The sequence below is a fragment of the Croceibacterium xixiisoli genome (genome assembly GCF_009827305.1).
Taxonomy (GTDB): domain Bacteria; phylum Pseudomonadota; class Alphaproteobacteria; order Sphingomonadales; family Sphingomonadaceae; genus Croceibacterium_C; species Croceibacterium_C xixiisoli.
In genome coordinates this window covers 16089-29656 of record NZ_WTYJ01000002.1, presented here as the reverse complement: position 1 = coordinate 29656, position 13568 = coordinate 16089, and the positions used below count along the sequence as shown (strand labels likewise).

Annotated in this window: 13 protein-coding genes; 6 read left to right on the top strand and 7 right to left on the bottom strand. The window is 64.4% G+C overall.

Annotation, left to right across the window (positions count from 1 at the left end; translation table 11 throughout):
• Positions 1-23 precede the first annotated feature (23 nt).
• Genes GRI97_RS09255 through GRI97_RS09240 form a run of 4 tightly spaced genes read left to right on the top strand, consistent with a single transcriptional unit; the run spans position 24 to position 3835 of the window.
• On the top strand, positions 24-827 hold the full coding sequence (locus GRI97_RS09255) for a sterol desaturase family protein (RefSeq protein ID WP_235917794.1): 804 nt from the start codon (positions 24-26) through the stop codon (positions 825-827).
• Positions 796-1155 (top strand): DUF2141 domain-containing protein, encoded by a 360-nt coding sequence (locus GRI97_RS09250; protein WP_202392772.1) that lies wholly within the window; start codon positions 796-798, stop codon positions 1153-1155. The genes GRI97_RS09255 and GRI97_RS09250 overlap by 32 nt, the downstream gene beginning before the upstream one ends.
• A 39-nt stretch (positions 1156-1194) precedes the next feature.
• The gene (gene ispH / locus GRI97_RS09245; RefSeq protein WP_161390917.1) at positions 1195-3060 is read left to right on the top strand and encodes a 4-hydroxy-3-methylbut-2-enyl diphosphate reductase; all 1866 of its coding nucleotides are present in this window, start codon (positions 1195-1197) and stop codon (positions 3058-3060) included.
• Between the two features lie 46 nt (positions 3061-3106).
• Positions 3107-3835 carry a DUF3592 domain-containing protein gene (locus GRI97_RS09240; RefSeq protein WP_161390916.1) on the top strand — a complete coding sequence of 243 codons (729 nt, stop codon included), beginning with the start codon at positions 3107-3109 and terminating at the stop codon, positions 3833-3835.
• Here the strand turns inward: GRI97_RS09240 and GRI97_RS09235 are convergent.
• From GRI97_RS09235 to GRI97_RS09205, 7 genes are all read right to left on the bottom strand, one after another.
• A complete protein-coding gene (locus GRI97_RS09235; protein ID WP_161390915.1) occupies positions 3832-4422 on the bottom strand; it encodes a nucleotidyltransferase family protein in 591 nt (196 codons plus the stop codon). The two genes, GRI97_RS09240 and GRI97_RS09235, sit on opposite strands and share 4 nt — an antisense overlap.
• Positions 4415-5263, bottom strand: a complete 849-nt coding sequence (locus tag GRI97_RS09230) for an XdhC family protein (RefSeq protein WP_161390914.1) — start codon at positions 5261-5263, stop codon at positions 4415-4417. The genes GRI97_RS09235 and GRI97_RS09230 overlap by 8 nt, the downstream gene beginning before the upstream one ends.
• A gap of 7 nt (positions 5264-5270) precedes the next feature.
• Positions 5271-6872 carry a tannase/feruloyl esterase family alpha/beta hydrolase gene (locus GRI97_RS09225; RefSeq protein WP_235917742.1) on the bottom strand — a complete coding sequence of 534 codons (1602 nt, stop codon included), beginning with the start codon at positions 6870-6872 and terminating at the stop codon, positions 5271-5273.
• 79 nt (positions 6873-6951) lie between these two features.
• Positions 6952-8142 (bottom strand): hypothetical protein, encoded by a 1191-nt coding sequence (locus tag GRI97_RS09220; RefSeq protein WP_161390913.1) that lies wholly within the window; start codon positions 8140-8142, stop codon positions 6952-6954.
• A 167-nt stretch (positions 8143-8309) separates the two neighbouring features.
• Complete coding sequence (locus tag GRI97_RS18390) at positions 8310-8654, bottom strand: hypothetical protein (protein WP_202392689.1); 345 nt, start codon at positions 8652-8654, stop codon at positions 8310-8312.
• A 106-nt stretch (positions 8655-8760) separates the two neighbouring features.
• Complete coding sequence (locus GRI97_RS09210) at positions 8761-10995, bottom strand: xanthine dehydrogenase family protein molybdopterin-binding subunit (RefSeq protein ID WP_161390912.1); 2235 nt, start codon at positions 10993-10995, stop codon at positions 8761-8763.
• Positions 10988-11461, bottom strand: a complete 474-nt coding sequence (locus GRI97_RS09205) for a (2Fe-2S)-binding protein (protein ID WP_161390911.1) — start codon at positions 11459-11461, stop codon at positions 10988-10990. Before GRI97_RS09205 ends, GRI97_RS09210 begins: the two co-directional genes overlap by 8 nt.
• Positions 11462-11823: 362 nt before the next feature.
• Here GRI97_RS09205 and GRI97_RS09200 point away from each other — a divergent pair, with 362 nt between their 5' ends.
• Together GRI97_RS09200 and GRI97_RS09195 are read left to right on the top strand one after the other, a co-directional pair.
• On the top strand, positions 11824-12117 hold the full coding sequence (locus GRI97_RS09200) for a helix-turn-helix domain-containing protein (RefSeq protein WP_161390910.1): 294 nt from the start codon (positions 11824-11826) through the stop codon (positions 12115-12117).
• A gap of 194 nt (positions 12118-12311) precedes the next feature.
• On the top strand, positions 12312-13520 hold the full coding sequence (locus tag GRI97_RS09195; RefSeq protein WP_161390909.1) for a M48 family metallopeptidase: 1209 nt from the start codon (positions 12312-12314) through the stop codon (positions 13518-13520).
• Positions 13521-13568 lie beyond the last annotated feature (48 nt).

Below are 13568 nucleotides of genomic sequence, written 5' to 3'. Positions count from 1 at the left end.
CAATGTCTGACACTCTTGTGGCGATGGGCGTGGCGGCATGCGCTACCGTCATGATCGTATGGCTTCGTTACCTGCTTGTCAGCGGGTTTTTTGCATTCGTTACCCGCAGGAAGCGGCCCGGCCTATACGATCGAATGGCCGTTCAGATCCGTATGGAAATTATGTGGTCGACGCTGAGCGCCGTTATTTACGGCCTGCCGGCCGGTGTCGTGCTGTGGCTTTGGGCCAGCGGCACGGGCAGCGCGATCTATCTCGACGCGGCTGAATATCCCTGGTGGTGGCTGGTTGCGGCGCCGATCGTCTATCTGCTGATCCATGACGCCTGGTTCTATTGGTCACACCGGTTGATGCATGTGCCAGCGGTCTATCGTGCATGCCATTACGTCCATCACCGCAGCCATCCGCCCACCGCCTGGGCAGCGATGAGTTTTCACTGGACCGAGGCGCTGAGCGGTGCCTGGCTGATCCCCGTGTTGGCCCTGTTCATCCCGATCCATGTAGGGGCGCTGGGTTTTGTGATGGCTGTCATGACATTGTTCGGGGTGACCAATCATATGGGCTGGGAAATCTGGCCCCGCTGGATGGTCCACGGACGGTTGGGCGGGCTGATCATCACCGCCACGCATCACGATAATCATCATCGCAAGAACAAGGGAAATTATGGCCTCTATTTCCGTTTCTGGGACCGGCTGTGCGGCACGGATGTGGGTTTCAGCCGCTTTGGCGCTGATCGCCCTGACCGCAGGCGGCACGAAGGCAGAGGCACAGGACCAGGTACGAGCGGGCACGTCGCGGTTGACGATAACGATCGCCGGGCTGCGCAATGACAAGGGCGTGGTCCAATATTGCGCCGCGCCGCGCGGATCGGCATTTCCCGATTGCGAAGGCACCGGGGTGATCAGCGGGTCCGTGCCCATATCCGGCCAGTCCGCCACCATCACCCTGCCCCGGCTTGCGAATGGCGAATGGGCGATCGCGGTGTTCCATGACCGCAACGCCAATGGGGAACTGGATACCTTCGCCGGCATTCCTCGTGAAGGGTACGGTTTTTCCCGCAACCCCGGCTTCCGCCCGCGCGCCCCCCGATTTGACGAGGCGGTGATCGAACTGGCCGGCAATGCGAATATCGACATCCGCATGCGATATCTGTTCTGAGCATCAGGGCTGCGAACAACAGCAGCTATGGGAGAGAGAATGCCGGTAACATTGACAGGGGAAGCCGGTTCTTCCGCCCAAGGTTCCGTAACGCAGCGCCGCGTGCTGCTGGCCAATCCGCGTGGGTTCTGCGCCGGGGTCGAACGCGCGATCGATGCGGTGGAACAGGCGCTCCGGAAATATGGCGCGCCCGTTTATGTCCGTCGCCATATCGTGCACAATCAGGCGGTGGTGTCCGATCTGGAAACGCGCGGCGCGATCTTCGTGCGCGAACTCAGCGAGATCCCGCCGCATGCGGTGGCCATCCTGTCTGCCCATGGCGTATCGCTGGCCGTGGGGGAAGAGGCGCGCGAACTGCGCATTCACACGATCGATGCCACCTGCCCACTGGTGGCCAAGATCCACACCGAAGTCACCGCCCATAACGCCAGGAACCGCCATGTGTTGCTGATCGGGCATCGGGGACATCCGGAAATCATCGGCACGCTGGGGCAGTTGCCCGATGGCGCGATCAGCGTGGTGGGCGATGCGGGCGATGTCGCAGCGCTGGATCTGCCCGGCGATCTGCCACTGGCCTATGCGGTGCAGACGACGTTTTCGGTGCAGGAAGCGCAGCAGGTGATCGATGCGATCGGCGCGCGCTTCAGCGATGTCACCGGCCCACGGTCGAGCGATATCTGCTATGCCACGACCAATCGGCAGCAGGCGGTGGCGGCCATCGCCCGCGAAGCCGATTGCATGCTGATCGTGGGGGACAGCCATTCATCCAACGCCAATCGTCTGGTCGAGATCGCCAGCGGTGCAGGATGTTCATCCAGCTATCTGATTTCAGACAGCGCCGGCATCCCCTGGGATGCCATTTCCACCGCCCCGGTGATCGGCCTGTCCGCCGGGGCATCCACCCCCGACAGTGCCGTGCATGATGTCTGCCGTGCGCTGACCGACGCTGGCTATGTGCTGGAAGAAGCCGCCGGCAAGGTGGAAAATGTCAGCTTCAAGCCTGTGCCGATGACCGCGCGCCCCCGCCCCCTGGCGCAGGATCTGGCACGGTTGCAGCATGATATCGACCGGCTGCTGACCGCAGCAATTCCTCAGCGTCACGGGGCTGCCGGACGGCTGACCGATGCCATGCGCTACGCCACGGTCGGCGGAGGCAAGCGGCTGCGCGCCATGCTGACGGTGACGGCGGCCACGCTGGCGGGCGCCCGGCGGGAACAGGCGCTGGTGGTGGCAGCGGCCATCGAATGCGTGCATGCCCAATCGCTGATCCATGATGATCTGCCCTGCATGGATGACGATGCCCTGCGCCGGGGCAGACCCACGGTGCACCGCAAATATGATGAGGCGACGGCCGTGCTGGCCGGCGATGCCCTGATGGCACTGGCTTTCGAACTGCTGGCGCGCGACGACACCCATGATGATGCTGCGGTCCGCGCGCGGCTGGTCCTGGGTCTGTCGCGGGTGATCGGCTTCGACGGGCTGGCCGCCGGGCAGATGATGGATCTGTTCCCCCCCGATGCGCCGACGCGCGATGCCGTGTTCCAATGCGAACAGAAGAAAACCGGCGGTCTGATCCGCTTCGCCATCGAAGCCGGGCTGATGCTGGGTAATGGTTGCGCCAAGCAGGCAGAGGCACTGCTGGCCTATGGTGACCGGCTGGGCCTGGCATTCCAGATCCGCGATGACATCCTGGATCACATTGGCGATGCGGAACTGATGGGCAAGCGCATCGGCAAGGATGCAAAGGCCGGCCGCGCCACGGCCGTGGGTCTGCTGGGCCTCGATGGAGCGCAGCAGCAGGTCGCCGATCTGGCCGCTGAATGCCACGGGCTGCTGAAAGATCTTGGGCCGGAGGCGCGCATCCTGGCGGATATTGCCGATTTCGCGGTGACGCGGGTGAAATAGGAATGGACGGTTTCCCCGTTTCCCACCGGCATGGCAGCTTGCGCACATGAAGAACCCCTTTCGACTGATCGGCGGTATTTTCCTGATCGTGGGACTGCCGTTCCTCTGCGTCGCAGCCTTTCTGCTGCTGCGCGATGCCAGCTTTGCCGGCAATGCGGCCAGCGCAGAAGGGCGCGTTGGCGCCTTGTTGCGTCAGGTCGATACCGAGCCTGGAGAAGCATCGAGCGTGACCTATAGCGCGCTCATCCGCTTTTCCGATCAGCACGGGCGAGCGCAGGAATTCAGCGAAACACTGCGCACCAATCCCCCACGCTTCGCGGTGGGAGACAGGGTTTCGGTCATCTATGATCCCGCACGGCCATCACGCGCAGCGGTCGATGATTTCTGGGGCCGCAAGGGCCTGGCTGTCATCTTCCTGGGACTGGGGGCGATCTTCGCCAGTATCGGCGCAGTGTTCCTGTCCGGAGACATCAGGCGCAGCCGCATGGTGGCCCGCCTCCAGCGCCAGGGCGTAGCGATAGAGGCGGATTTTCTGGAGGTGTTCCGCGACCGGTTCATCTCCATCAACCACCGAAACCCGTTCCGCGTGGCGGCCCAGGCGAAAGACCCGCGCACGGGCGAATTGCGCCGCTTCGAAAGCGCGCCGATCTGGGTCGATCCGACTGCAGAGCTGCTCGGGCGCAAGCTGACCGTGCTGATCGATCCCGCGCGCCCGAAGGACTATTACGTCGATCTATCGGCAGTGATCGGGAAAACCGGCGGAGACCAGTCTTAAGGTTGCAGTCGGGTTCCGGCCGCGATGATTGTGGCCGCCTGGGCCAGATCCTCCACCGTATCGACGTCGAACAGCATTTGCGGCGGGGGATCGAGCAGAGTGAGGTCGGGCTGGCTGTTCAGCAAGGAGGCCGCGCCTCTGTCGCCGGTGAGGCGGACAAGATCCGGCAGCATACCAGCACCAAACAACGCCGGCGCGCCGGGCTGCCCCCCAGGATAGCGGGTCGCGGCGGGCGCCGGAGTGCGGGAGAGGTCCCTCAGAAACGCGGGGCTGATCAGCGGCATGTCCGCCAGCAGCAACAACAGGGCCCGTGCCCCGCGCTCGATCGCCAGCTGTGCGGTTATCGCGAGAGAGGAGGCAAGTCCGGCGGCAGGATCGGGATTGATCAGGCAATCCCAGCCCTCCCCGAACCAGCACCCCTCCGGCCCGGTCACGACCACGCCTGCCGGCAGGCCCGCCGCCTGCGCCGCATCCAGCACATAACGGCCGAGCGGACGGCCGGCACAATCGGCATCCAGCTTGCCCCCGCCGAACCGGCTGGCACGTCCGGCGGCCAGCACGGCCACCAGAACATCGGCCTCAGCCATGCGGGTGCAGCGCCTCATAGGCGCCCACGATCTGCGCCAGCGCCGACAGGACCAGCACGCCGGGTTCGCGCGCGCGCGGGATCACACCCACCGGGCTGTGGATGCGGGCGAGTTGTTCCGGCCCCTGCCCCGCTGCTGCCAGCCGTTCCAGCCGGCCGGCGCGCGTATCCATGCCGCCCTGCGCCCCGATGAAGAAGGCGGGCGTTGCCAGCGCCCATTGCAGGATCGCCTGTTCCCATTCGTGATCGTGAAACAACAGCACCACCGCCGTCCAGGGATCGGCGGCAAGGCCCTGCGGCGCACGACCAAGGGCAAGCGCGGGCTGCGCGGAATCGCTGCGCAGGCATTCGACCAGATAACCGGCCCCGCGTGCAATGGTGGCCAGCGCATCGAGTTCGGGCCCTTCACCAAACAGCAGCAGGCGCAAGGGCGGAATATAGCGGCGTTCTGCCAGCCCCGCCCCGCCATGCGGCAGGGGCAGCGCGGCCTGTTCGCGCGCATCGAGCCGGGCTGCAACATCGGCACAGGCGGCATGGTCGGGCGCAGGATCGATCCAGATGTCTATGCCGCTGCCGCAGGGCAGGCGAAAATCGATCAGCGGCGATCCGGCGCCGAACCGACGCATCACGCCCCGGCCGGTGTCGCGCGCGGCGGTGATCTCTGCCGCGAGCTGGCGTTCAAGACAACCATCGGCCAGACTGCCGATGATCGCGCCATCGCTGCCCACGGCCAGCTGCGCCCCCACCCGGCGGGAAAAGCTGCCCTCTATCGCGGTAATCGTGCACAGCCCCACACCCGCCTGGGCGGCGGCGCGCAGGGCGGCACGATCATCGGGCAGCATCTGGCGATCAGGCGTCCGGGTTCACGCAGGTGAAGTTTGCCGCTTCATTGCTGCTGCCCGTGCCCTTGTATTGCGCCACCATCGGCCAGGCGCACAGCGGCCGCGACATCGGCTCACGCGCAGGTGCTTCTGGCGCACCCGGCATGCTGGGGGCCTTGGTCGGTCGCACGGCGAGGATGCGATCGGGTGCATTTCCGCTGCGCGCCCATTCATCCATGATGCCGAGCGTGTCGATGTCGGACGGGCCGGCCCCGCCGCTGCAGTGATCCATGCCCGGGGCCATGAACAGCCGCAGCTGCTGTTGCGCCTGGGCGCGGGGCAGCGCGTAATAGAGATGCTGATAATAGCCGAGCGTGTTGTTCGCGGGGATCAGCCCATCGGCCCAGCCATGACTGAGCAGCAGCTTGCCCCCGCGCGCGAAGAACGGCCCCAGCCCGTCCGAGGGGGCATTCAGGATTGACGCGCCGTAATCGCGCGAACGCTGCAGATCGCGGGTGTAGTCGAAGCCTTTCCAGTCCCAATCCGCGCGGTTGTCGAACACGAGCATGGAGAAATAGGTATAGGCGACCGGGAACGGCTTGTCCGCCATCACCAGCGCGGCGAGCTGCATTTCGGCGCCGCGCGGCCAGCCTGGCAGCAGCAGATGGCCCTCTGCATTGCGAATGCCGTCGTAGAGCGCCTGCGCCGTCTTCACCTGCGGCGCGGTCAGGCAGCTGTCGCTATCCCCCGCCGTGCACTGGATCGTGGCGGGATCGAAACGGCAGCTGTCGGGGCGGCCGATCAGCCCGTCTTCCACGCCATCATCCTTGTCGCATTGCGCCACGGCGGCGCGGTGCAGGCTCGTCAGCTTGCCCATGGTCAGAGCCGCGCCGGGTTCGCGTTGCGGCTGATAACCGGCCCACATCGTCTGGGTCATCAGATCGGTCATCGGATTGGCCGGGGCCATGGACGAAATGACATCGTAATCTTCGGGATAGCGATGGGCCGACATCAGCCCCTGGCGCCCGCCGGTGGAGCAGGAATTCCAGAAGGATACCTCCGGCCCCTTGCCATAGATCGCGGTGATCGCCTGCTTGGCCGCAACCGTCATTTCATGGATCGCGCGATGGCCGAAATCGACCAGCTTTTCCGGGTGGCCGATCGCCCATTCGGCGGTCAGCCCATTGCCGGTATGACCAGTGTCGGTGGTGGCCACGGCATAGCCGCGCTTGAGCGGATCGGCGAGTTGGGAATAGGACAGTTGCCCGGCCCAGATGCCATTGCCGATGCCGACATATTTGCCGTTCCAGCCGCGCGCGGGCAGCCAGATTTCCACCTTGATATCGGAATCGCTGCTGGGCTTGAGCGTCGCCTGCACGCGGCAGAACTGCGGCAAATCGCTATAGGCGGCATTGAGCACGCCGGGGGGCGGGCCGCCGGGGACGCTGGGCTGCTGAAATGCGCCGGGGGCAACCAGGCCAGCCGCAGTCACCGTGCCGCTGGCGATTTTCGTGCCCACCAGATCGCCGCAATTCGCCGCAGCCGCCGGGCTGACCGCGAACAGCGCCGACGCGCCTGCACCCGCGAACATCGCCTTGCGCATGGCGCGCGACACAGCACCCTGTTTCATCATCCCCTGCCCCCATAAGTTCCGGCCGGCCGCCAGCATTGCCAGCGGCCGTTAACCGGTCAATTCATCCGATGTGGCCTTACTGCCCCCGGACAGCCTCGATCGTAAAGTCCCCATCGACAGCATTCAGCGTGCGAGCCACGATCCGCACCCGGTCCAGCCAGTCCGGTTCGCTGCGCAACGCGGACAGATCGACCGACAGTTCGGCATTGAGATTGCCGCCGCTGTCATCGTCGGAGGCGACGATCGAGCGACCGAGCGGGGTTTCTAGCGCCAGATCCAGCATCGGATCGATTTCGGAATCGCTCGATGCGGTGTTCATGCGGATGATCAGCGTGCCGGGATTGGACCGCAGCGTCCGCTTGGCATCGGCGCTCAGGCGATAGATGATTTCCCGATCCTGTTCATCGCCGTCATCATCGCTGATCGCCTCGTCCGCGCCGAACTGGCCGGTGGCACGCACACCCAGCGAAAGTTCGCGCACGGCCGGAACCGCAGCCCGCTGCGCGCCGTCGCCGATTTCGAGCGTATAGGCGCCCGAGGTGGTGCCCAGCCCGCGCGCAACCAGCGTGTAGGTGCCGTTCGCCGGCAGAACGCGACGGATGCGGGCGTCAAGGCCATTGGTGCCGCCGGCGCTGTCATCGTCTTCGGCCAGCGTTTCCCCGCTGGTGGCATTGCCCCGGCGCAGTTCGAGCATGGAATCGAGCGCCGATCCATCGGCAGCACGTAGCGTCGCCACCAGGCGCTGATCCTTCTGCCCCTGGATATGGAACACATGGCTTTCGCCGTTGATCAGCCTGCCTTCACTGCGCGAACCGAAGGTGATGGTGCGCGGCGGCGTGGGGCGCCAGTCGGTCGGGCGGACGGAAAGTTCGAACTTGCCGACCTTGCGATTGTCGTCGGCAGCCTCGGCAGCGGAAACCTCTATTTCCACGCGCATCTCGTTTTCGGCGAAGACATACACCCGCGCCCCGAGATTGCCGGCGGAATCATCATCTTCCGACAGGGTTTCGCCATCGGCGACATTGCGGACCTTCAGATAGGGATCCAGCTGCGATTGGGTGGTTGCGGCGGCAACGATTTCCAGCGCGCTGTTCGCCGGAACGGTTACCTGATATTTGGTCGGGGCGTTCTTGACCTCTCCCTGATACACACGGACATCGCCGTCCTGCCCATCGAGATCGCGGACGTTCTGGGCGCCAGCCGAAACCGAAATGACGGACAGCATCGCAATTGTCGCCGCAGCGCTGAGCGAACGAAACCTACCCATGTTGTGAACCCCTTACCAAGAATGAAATGGCGGATTAGCGCCGATGATCCCGACTGGCAAACGGCCGAGACACCCCGCAGAGAGGTGCCCCGGCCGATCTGAATATTGGCTGACACTGGCTGGGACAGAACGCTATTTCTGCACCGTCCAGCGCGCAAATTGCGCAATCATTGCGCGGGGGAGGCTGCAGCCAGTTGGTCCGAGGGCTGAACCTTGGCCGGCTTGCTGGGGCTGGTTTCGTCGGTGATTTTCTGCCGCACGGTACCGGCCTTTTTAACCGGCTTGGCCACCAGCGTGTGAACCTTTCCATCGCCTTGGGCAGGTTCAGCCGGCTTGCGGTTGCGCATGATCAACCAACTGCCCAGGGCAGCGGCAACCATTCCGGCCGGTCCCAGGCGGCGGGCCACCGCCACGGCGCCAACGCCCAGCGCTGCACCTGCGAAACCATCGATACCCTTAAGCTGGCGGGAAAGCTGCTGCCCAGCCACTGCCCCCACAATCTTGCCGATCATATGCTCTCTCCGTTGCACCCTTCATGACAGGATACATCCTCAACCGGCAGAGCGGGTAGATGTTCCGGCGGGAATGGCAAAGCCATGCCCGCCGGATGGAGATGGGTCAGACCAGCTGAGCCTTGTCGATCGGCAGGCTGCGTATGCGCTTGCCCGTGGCGGCAAAGATCGCATTGGTCAGCGCGGGAATGACCGGCGGCAGTGCCGGCTCACCCAGGCCCGTGGGATCATTGTCCGATTTGATGAACTCGACCTCGATCTGCGGCGTGGCCGGTATGCGGGGGATCGGGTAATCGTGGAAATTGGACTGCACCACCGCGCCGCTTTCTATCTGCACGGCCAGCGCCAGCGCCTGCCCGATGCCATCGATGATCGCGCCTTCGACCTGGTTCATCGCCCCGAAGGGGTTGATGATATGGCGGCCAACGTCACCGGCGGCCCAGACATTGTGCACGCTGACCTGACCGCGTGCATCCACGCTGGCTTCCACCACTTCGGCAAAATAGCCCAGATGGCTGAAATAGAAGCCGAAGCCCTTGGCCCGGCGGTTGCCATCGGTCCGGCCTTCCCAGCCGCCCATCTGCAGCGCCTTTTCGATCACCGCCGTCGCCCGCTTGGGCGAAAAGCCCGGCTGCTTGCCGAGGAAGCCGTTTTCTTCCGGAAATTCATCGCGCGAAGCGAGCAGTTCCAGCATCAGCGCCGGCAGATCGCGCCCTTGTTCCCGCGCCACTTCATCCAGGAAGCTCTGCTGCACGAAGCTGAGCGCATTGGATTGCGGCGCCCGCAGCGAACCCATGGGCACGCGCGTATCGATGGCCGACTGGCGATATCGCAGATTGTCGAGGAAATGGATCGGAAACTCCTTCCCACCCATCGCCGCGTTGAAATTCACCTTCCCACCGGTGCTGAAGGTGACGAAATGCCCATCGAAACCGGTCAGTTTGCCACTTTCGTCCAGCGCGGCGCGCAAGCGGTGATAACCGCCAGGGCGATAGAAATCGCTGCGCAGATCGTCCTGCCGGCTCCAGATCAGCTGGATCGGCACGCCCGGCTTCTTCGCGGCAATCGCCGCCGACTGAACCATGAAGTCATTGGTCAACCGCCGGCCGAAACCGCCGCCCATGCGGGTGATGTGCACCACCACCTTTTCCGGTGCGAGGCCGAGCTGCTGGCACACGCCGCCATGGCCGGCCTGCGGCATCTGGGTCGGCGCCCACATTTCCATCACGCCATCTTCGCGCAGCAAGGATGTGCAGTTCTGCGGCTCCATCGGCACATGCGCGAGGAAGGGATAGGAATAATCCGCCTCCACCACCTTGGCCGCCGCCGCAAAGGCCGCGTCGACATCGCCCGATACGGCAATGTCGCTGGTTGGCGCCTGGCCGAACAGTTCCTGCGCCTTGGCATCATAGCCGGCGGTCGAATGGCTGGCCCACTGGCCGCCATCCCATTCGATTTCCAGCTGTTCGCGCGCCTTGTTGGCGATCCACCAGTTCTTGGCGATGATGGCCACGCCATCGACCAGCAGTTCGGGATTGTCGCCGCCTTCCAGCACGAACACATCCTCCACCCCCGGCACCGCGCGCGCGGCATCCAGATTGGCGGAAACCAGCTTCGCACCAAAAATCGGCGCCCGTTCGAACGCGGCATAGCGCATGCCGGGCAGCATGGTGTCCACGCCGAAGATCGGCTTGCCTTCCACGATACGCTGGGAATCGATCCCGGCGATCGAACGGCCGATGATGGTGAAATCCTTGTCCGCCTTGAGCGGGACGGAGGCCAGATCGGGCACCGGCACCAGCGCCGCATCCGCCGCCACATCGCCGAAGCTGAGCGAACGGCCGGAGGAAATTTCGACGATCTTGCCCTTTTCCGCCTTCAGCCCGGCCACCGGCACGCCCCAGCGCAGCGCGGCCGCCTGCACCAGCATGGCGCGGGTCGCCGCGCCGACCTGGCGCATGGGGATCCAGTTCATCGGGGTGGAAAAACTGCCGCCAGCCAGCTGCATGCCATATTTCGCCGGATTGAATTCCGCCTGTTCGATGCGGACCATGTCCCAATCAGCATCCATTTCCTCTGCGATCAGCATGGGCAGCATGGTCTTGATGCCCTGGCCGACCTCCGGATTCTTGGCCGCGATGGTGATGATATTGTCCGCGCCGATGGTGACATAGGCGTTGAGCGTGGCCGGCTGCACCGCCGCCCCCGCCCCGGTCACCGCCGCACGCGCGACCATCGGCAGCGACGCGGTCAACGCCAGACCACCACCGGCCAGAACGCCGGCGCGCAGCAGGCCACGACGGCTGAGTTGCGGGCCGCGCTGTTCGATCTGCTCAGACATTGGCCTTGGCTCCCTTGTCTGCCACCTGGGCGATCGCGTCGCGGATGCGGGTGTAGCAGGCGCAGCGGCAGATATTGCCGCTCATCGCCGCGTCGATCTGCCGGGCGTTGGGGGCGGGATTGCGCTTGAGCAGGGCAGAGGCATTCATCAGCTGCCCCGCCTGGCAGTAACCGCACTGCATCACATCTTCCTCGACCCAGACCTGCTGCAATGCGCGGCCGATTTCCGTGTCGCCCAGCCCCTCGATCGTGGTCACCTCGGCCGTGCCGATCGACCCCACCGGCAGGGAGCAGGAACGCTGTGCCACACCATCCACATGCACGGTGCAGGCGCCGCACAGGCCCATGCCGCAGCCGAATTTGGTGCCAAGCAGGCCGATTTCGTTCCGGATCGCCCACAGCAGGGGCATGTCTTCCGGCACATCCAGTTCGCGCAATTCGCCGTTGATCCTGACCTGATAGGCCATCGAAATTCTCCCTGTTCCAAGTCGGGGCATCAGCCGACCGGTCGGCGCTGCACCATCATCTGCACTGTTGTGCATATTCTAGCCTGTCGCACGGTCACTGCAACCTTCGCGGAAAGCGCTGCGGCGTTTGCAATCAGACAGTTCCGACAGGGCACGCAAAAAAAGCGCCGAAACCCAAAAAATCCGGGCACCAAATCGCAAGATCGGAGTTCCCCCAAGCAAGACGCGCACGAAGCGCGGCGCATCCTGTTGACTGAATCAATTGCAGGTACGGACCCTGTGATTTCCTTCGGTCGGCAGAAAACCAACAGAGCGGTAAAGCGGCACGGGGCAGTGTCGCGAAAAGAAGAGAGGACGGGCCCATGGCGACGGTCGCCGAAGACAGACCGCAGAGTCGGAACCAGGACAAGATCGTGCTCGCTGCCTGCGCAGACGGGCAGATTCCGGCCAGTATCATCAAGCGACTTGTTGCCGGGGAAAGCCCGTTTCGCGTCTATCGCGAACATCGCGGCATGACCCAGGCGCAGCTGGCGGAAGCATCGGGCATCTGCCACCAGCAGATTGACGGCCTGGAACAGGGCGGCAGCCTGCCGGCGGCTGGCACCGCCGTCCTGCTGGCGGGCGCGCTGTCGATCTCCATCGACAAGCTGATGTAATTGCCGAAGGGGCGCGGCTGCCGCCCCTTTTTACGGCCCCTGCGCTTCGGCGCATCGACTTGGAGCTTTCGCCGGTCGGATCAGCCTTCAGGGCATCGCAGCCTTCCAACTTCCCGCCGCACCGGAACCGAATTCGGTAACAGGTTTATTATAGCATCAGGACAAACACACGACGGGGGTGGTAAACCATTCTGATGCGCATGCGTCCGCTGATCGCCGCATTGATACCTGCCCTGGCGGGAATGGCCCTGTTCGTGCCGGCAATGGCCCAATCCCCTACCCTGCCGCCCTATACCCCGGCCTACGCCCCCAAGAGCGGCGACGAGCGGGATCTGTGGATGTTTTCTGCCCAGTTTGAACGGGAACTGGCGCAATCGCCTCATTTGCTGCGGGATCAGCCCCTCAACGATTATGTCCGCCGCGTGCTGTGTGAAACGGTCGGCGCGGACCGCTGCGGCGCCGTGCGGATCTACGTTCTCGATCAGCCGATCGTGAATGCGGGGATGGCCGCCAATGGTGCCATGACCGTGTGGACCGGGCTGTTGCTGCGAACCCGGAGCGAGGCGGAACTGGGCGCGGTTCTGGGGCATGAATTCGCTCATTTCGAATTGCGCCATGGCCTGGGCGGAATGAAGGAAGTGCGCGCCACCATGGCTTCGCGCGAAACGGACGACGGCTCGGGCAAGGGCGGCAGCGCCAAGCAGCAGCGGGAGAAGGAACGCGCCCTGCTGAAATCCTATTTCCGCTACAACCGCGCGCAGGAAGCCGCCGCCGATGAGCTGGGCCTGAAATATCTGGCGGCATCGCGTTATCCCAGTGCCGCCGCCGCCTGGAACTGGCAGCATCAGATAGAGGAAGCCGATGCCGTCGCCGCCGCACGCGCGGCTGCGGGCGGTTCAAGCCCCACCGCCCCGGCCGAGGATGGGGAAGAAGGGTTCTATGACACGCACCCGAGCGACCGGCAGCGTAGCGCCCGGTTGACCGAACTGGCCGCCCAATATGATGACGGCAACGAAGACCCGGGCATCGCCGCGCATTATCAGGCGCTCAAGCCGCATATGGCGCGCCTGCTGGATGGGCTGGTGCAGCAGAATGAATTCGGCGCGACCGAATATTTGCTGAAGGTGCTGGCCGCACACAAGGGCTGGGATGCCGAATTGCTTTATGCCCGGGCAGAGATGCATCGGATGCGCGGGGCGGACGATGATTTCGCCAGCGCGGCGCAGTATTATCGGGAAGCCATGGCGCAGGGGCTGAACCGTCCAGATGTCTATCGCGATCTCGGTGTCAGCCTGGCCCGCGCCGGTCGCAAGGCAGAGGCGCGCGTGGAATTGGCCACCTATCTGCAACTGGTGCCCAATGCCGCCGATGGCCGGGAAATGCGCGCCCTGATGGACCCGTAAAAAAATGTAACATTTGCGGGAACGTTTGCGGAGCGAACATGTTCTTTC